The organism is Fusicatenibacter saccharivorans (assembly GCF_015557635.1).
Lineage (GTDB): Bacteria > Bacillota > Clostridia > Lachnospirales > Lachnospiraceae > Fusicatenibacter > Fusicatenibacter saccharivorans.
In genome coordinates, this window is record NZ_JADNOP010000034.1 from 1 (window position 1) to 4,468 (window position 4,468).

A 4,468-nucleotide genomic window follows, 5' to 3' on the forward strand; every position below is an offset into this window, starting at 1 on the left:
AGCTTCCCGGCTTAACCGCGAACTTAAGGATTCTGAGAAAGAACGCAGAAAACTTGAAAAAGAATTACAGCGCAAGGGCTACGTCTGCTTCCATCAATCGGGGCTTGACCGTATCGCCCAGACCGTCCTCGGCGGTCTGATAGATGATATTGAAAGGTTCAAGTGTCTCCATACCGGGCAAAGGCTTTCGATTGGTGCAAGCCGCCGCAAGGCGCATGGCAAAGTAGGTCTTGCCCTCGCCGGGATTACCCTGGATAATTGTCAGCTTTCGGGAAAGGACTTGCCGTAAAACTCTATGACAAAATCAATGGGATAGCCGCCCTTGCTCTGGCTGTGGCGAAACCACTTGTTTCCCCGGACGGTCAGACTGTCATGTTCTTTCCAGCGGTATTCTCGTCCGCTTTTTATCAGTGTCTCTCCCTGTGTGCGGAGAAAATCTTCCAGACTGACGGCATTTGCCCGGTCAATCTGCGCTTGGGTATAATTCATCGGGATAGTTCCTCCTTTTTCTGTCGTGTTTGGGGTCGATTTTGGAGCTTTTGTTCCTCTGTACGCTCGTTAAATCGGGCGGCAGTATCTACACATGACTTGACCTTCCAAAGGCGGTGTAAATCGTCTCTGACAGCCTTAAACTCGCCGTAGGTGCTTTCGTGTGCCTGTTCCAGCTCGTCATACTCGTCGGACAGCTTTTTCATATCCACCTTGCCGTCCGGGAACTCCTCGGTCAGCTTTCGTCTGGCGGCGTAGAACTGTATCAGTTCCGCTTCATGCTCTGCCTTGTACTTGGCTCTGGGCTTCTCAAACTTGATTTTCTGCAAGCCGTCATAGACAGGCTTCAAGTTCTGGAAAGCGGCGGAGCTGTCATAGAGTTGCTTAATTGCTTTCATTCGGGCGGTCTGTTCGTCCAGCGTTTTCTTCAAGCTCTCTGTGGCAGCACTGTGTTCGCTGACACGGCTTTCCAAATCTTCAAGGGAGTAAATGCCGTTTGCCCGGAGATAATTGAAAGTCTCGTTCATCTCCTTTAGATTGCTGACCTTGCCTTTCTGCGAATATGCCCCGGCTCTGCGCTGGGTGTAATAGGCGCTCAGCAGCGAAACAAGGTCGGGTGCCTGCGGCTTGGCAAGCTCCGCTTTTGCTTCGGCAATCCAATCAAACAGGAGAGCGATTTTCTTCTTGATGTCCCGGATAACGGCATTGGTGGCTCTGATCCAGCGGTTGAACTCGCCTTTCTCGGTGCGTATGCCTTTCTTCTCCATTGCCTGGACGGTTGCGCCCTCATGGACGGTGGGAAAAAGCTCCACGCCCTGACGCTCATAGCTCCGGTGGTCGATACGAACATCAATACCTTTTTCCGCAAACTTGGCATTGCATAGCTCCGCCCATGCTTCACGCCAATGTTCCAGCGTTTCGGGACTGCCCCAGTCGGTAGTGGGAACGGCGTTGAACACAAACTTTCCGTCTGCGTCTCGGATACGGTTGCCGTCCTCGTCCAGCTCATACACCCGGCGTTGCTTTAGTCCCCATTTGCCGTTCTGCTCGATGGGGCGGATGGGGCAAAGCACATGAAAATGCGGATTGGGTACGCCGCCGTCCTCCCGGTCTGGCTGGTGTACGGCGAAGTCAACCACCATGCCACGGCTCACAAAGTTCTCCAATAAAAATTGCCTTGCAAGAGCGATGTTTTCCTCAAGGGAAAATTCATTCTGCAAGGCAATGTCAAAGCTGTATGCAAGCTGGGCGTTCTTTCCACGCTCGGCTTTTTCCACGGCGTTCCATAGGGTTTGGCGGTCTGCGTATTCTGGCGGTGCATGGGACGGCAAGAGAATGTCAGAGCAGATCACGCCGCCCTTGCGGGTGTAGTCGCTGTATTCGCCGTAATACTCGCTATACAATCGCTCCCCGGCTCGGTAGGCAGCAGAAGCGATAGCGGACTGTCCTGCGCTTCGCTTAGTCTGCGTGACGCTCAGATGAAATAGTGCCATCGGCTTTCAACTCCTTTTCTCTGTTTGCTTGGCTGATGTGGGTAATCGTCATGTGACGGACGGCTCGCTGGACTTCGGACAAAGAAAAGATTTGTTCCATCAGCTCTGTCATTTCGGTGCGCGTGAGATCTTTGACCTCCGGGGCAAGGCTCTCAATCGTGCCGTCCAGATTGCAAAGACGATGGGTGCGTTTCTGCCTTTCGCCTTTCTCCAGATATTTCTTTCTGTTCTCAAGACGGTTGAGCTTGTGCTGTTCCTGTGCAAGCTGCGTCTCGGCCCGTTCCTTTTCGGCTCGGAGCTGGTCAAGGGTTTTCGGTTTTGTCATTGTGATTGACCTCCTATTTTTGATTTTGGGGATAAAAAAAGACCGTCAACTTTTCGCATAGTGCGACCAGTCAACGGTCTGATTTTCTGTATTTAATTACAGGTGTTACCACCTATCGATTTTTGATTGCACTTTGCGCCTAAGCCTAAACCAAAAGCGGTTTGAGTAGCTATCGTTATGCACTAACACTTCGTAAGTTGCCATCGTTCCAGAAGAAAACACCATGCCAAATATTCCAACTGCTAAAGCTAAAAAAGCAAAGGCATGGTAATCTTTCCACAGAGTATTTCCACGCACCGTAAACACAAGTAACAGCAACCCTGCGATATACAAAACGGTACTGGCAATAGCCACTATCACATATTTTTTCTTTTGCGACTGGTATTCATTTGCAAGACCTTTTAAAAAATCATAATCAAAAATCAACGGCTCTTTTCTCAAAACTTTGTATTCATCTTTGGGGATAAATGCTGATGTGACAAGTGCAATAATTCCTGCAAGTATGCAAATGGACATACCCAACACTTTCCATGCAGTCGCTGTCTGAAACACGGTGTAGGGTATTCCAGCTAAAGCAAACAAGGCGAATCCGGCACCAAAATATTTGCAAGTCTTTTTCTCGTTGGCGATATAGCCAACAGCCATTTCTCTACTTACATAATAGTCTTTTTCATCTGCGCTACTTTCCGTTTTTTCGTCTTTCAGTAGGAAGTCAATAGATACCTCAAAGACATTTGAAAGCAACAGCAGTTTCTCTGTTTCTGGATATCCTTGATTATTCTCCCACTTGCTGATTGCTTGTCGGGTTGTTCCCACAAACTCTGCAAGTGCTTCTTGTGAGAGATTTCTTTCTTTTCTGAGTTTGTAGATTTTTTCTCCTAAATTCATAGGTGATACCTCCTTTGGTTTTGATAGCATAATTCTACCAAAGCGAGGTGTCATTATCTATCTTTCGGGAAATGCACTTTGTCAACTTCAAGTTGCAGATATGTTTTCCAGTGCATAACTGTCCTTTTTCAAACTTGCTGGCGGCGAACGGTTTGTCAAAACCGTTTGCAGACGGCAAGTCCACAAGGGATAGCCGCATAAGCGGCGCAAGGGAGTGTAGCTCCCTTGACGGAACGAAGTGACGAAACATTCTCGGTCGGGCAGTTTTCTTCTGCTGACTGGGAATGAAGCTCCGCAGGACGCACATACTCCCGATAGGAGAGTATAGAAGTGCGCCCTTTAGTTCCTAAAGGGATTTTTCCTTAATACTTTTTCATCAGCTTATTAAAAATGACAATTCCTGCGATAACTTGAAACAGTAAATATCCGCCGAGATAGAGTACAATCATGCGAGCATTATCAATGACTTCCAATGCTCCGAGAATACCGAAAACCAAAATGGAGAAACAAACAACCAGCAGTCCTAAGCTGTAAGTATATCTTCCGGCTCTATCTCTGATTTTTGTTTTCAACTCGTCATGCTGTTCAATTCGTTCGTTCTCCAAACGCTCTTCGTATCGCTCTTTATTTTTGGGGGAACTCCAATAAAAATATTTGCATATCATCATAATTCCGGGGAAGATACCTGCACCCGCAAAGCCCCATAAAATGCCCTCTAACTTTGTTTCAATCAACAGCGCAACAATCAAACAAGCCATGCCGAAAAGCACATATAGTATCCCGATTATCAAATTACTCTTTTTCATTTTCTGCACCTCTTTCATAGATAAAGATTTCTTCAATTCGTTTGCCAAAAAAGTCTGAAATTGCAAAAGCTAATTCCAATGATGGATTATACTTTCCTGTTTCGATTGAACTAATGGTTTGTCTTGAAACACGAAGCATTTTTGCAAAATCATCTTGATTTAATCCTCGCTCCTTTCGTAACTGCTCAACTTTATTCTTCAAAAAAACGCCTCCTTGCATGACAAGTTTCCTTTACAAACTTACTATAGCATGACACACTCATCTTGTCAAGTTTCCTTTACAACATTTACTTCTTTATCATGGGAAAATTACAATTTATTCATACAGTAAGAGCGCCTAAACATTTTTCGTCCGGGCGCTCTCAGTATCAATCATATATCAGCTCAAACTTCACAATCTCCTCTGCCTGTGCCTTGCAAGCGTTCATCTGACGCACCCATTCCATTTGATTTTCAGCTTTCAGTTG

Annotated in this window: 6 protein-coding genes and 1 pseudogene; all 7 read right to left on the reverse strand. The window is 46.5% G+C overall.

The genetic code is table 11. From position 1 onward, the window contains the following. Positions 1-73: 73 nt before the first annotated feature. Positions 74-489 (reverse strand): annotated as a pseudogene (locus I2G42_RS15995) (AAA family ATPase); the annotation flags it as partial. Next, a complete protein-coding gene (gene mobQ / locus I2G42_RS16000) occupies positions 486-1,982 on the reverse strand; it encodes a MobQ family relaxase (RefSeq protein WP_118639934.1) in 1,497 nt (498 codons plus the stop codon). The gene mobQ and the pseudogene I2G42_RS15995, both read right to left, overlap by 4 nt. Continuing rightward, entirely contained in the window at positions 1,948-2,307 is a 360-nt protein-coding gene (locus I2G42_RS16005) for a DUF3847 domain-containing protein (protein ID WP_055228420.1), read from the reverse strand. The genes mobQ and I2G42_RS16005 overlap by 35 nt, the downstream gene beginning before the upstream one ends. A gap of 105 nt (positions 2,308-2,412) precedes the next feature. Further along, a complete protein-coding gene (locus tag I2G42_RS16010) occupies positions 2,413-3,195 on the reverse strand; it encodes a helix-turn-helix domain-containing protein (protein WP_055228419.1) in 783 nt (260 codons plus the stop codon). 362 nt (positions 3,196-3,557) lie between these two features. After that, positions 3,558-4,001 carry a hypothetical protein gene (locus I2G42_RS16015; RefSeq protein WP_055228418.1) on the reverse strand — a complete coding sequence of 148 codons (444 nt, stop codon included), beginning with the start codon at positions 3,999-4,001 and terminating at the stop codon, positions 3,558-3,560. Then, on the reverse strand, positions 3,988-4,203 hold the full coding sequence (locus tag I2G42_RS16020; protein WP_033119795.1) for a helix-turn-helix transcriptional regulator: 216 nt from the start codon (positions 4,201-4,203) through the stop codon (positions 3,988-3,990). Before I2G42_RS16020 ends, I2G42_RS16015 begins: the two co-directional genes overlap by 14 nt. 166 nt (positions 4,204-4,369) lie before the next feature. Next, the coding region (locus I2G42_RS16025; protein ID WP_195531262.1) for a TnpV protein at positions 4,370-4,468 on the reverse strand (99 nt) is incomplete at its 5' end.

Coding starts and splice junctions, on each gene's coding strand:
- mobQ (WP_118639934.1), bottom strand. CDS start 1,982: ATGGCACTATTTCATCTGAGCGTCACGCAGACTAAGCGAAGCGCAGGA.
- I2G42_RS16005 (WP_055228420.1), bottom strand. CDS start 2,307: ATGACAAAACCGAAAACCCTTGACCAGCTCCGAGCCGAAAAGGAACGG.
- I2G42_RS16010 (WP_055228419.1), bottom strand. CDS start 3,195: ATGAATTTAGGAGAAAAAATCTACAAACTCAGAAAAGAAAGAAATCTC.
- I2G42_RS16015 (WP_055228418.1), bottom strand. CDS start 4,001: ATGAAAAAGAGTAATTTGATAATCGGGATACTATATGTGCTTTTCGGC.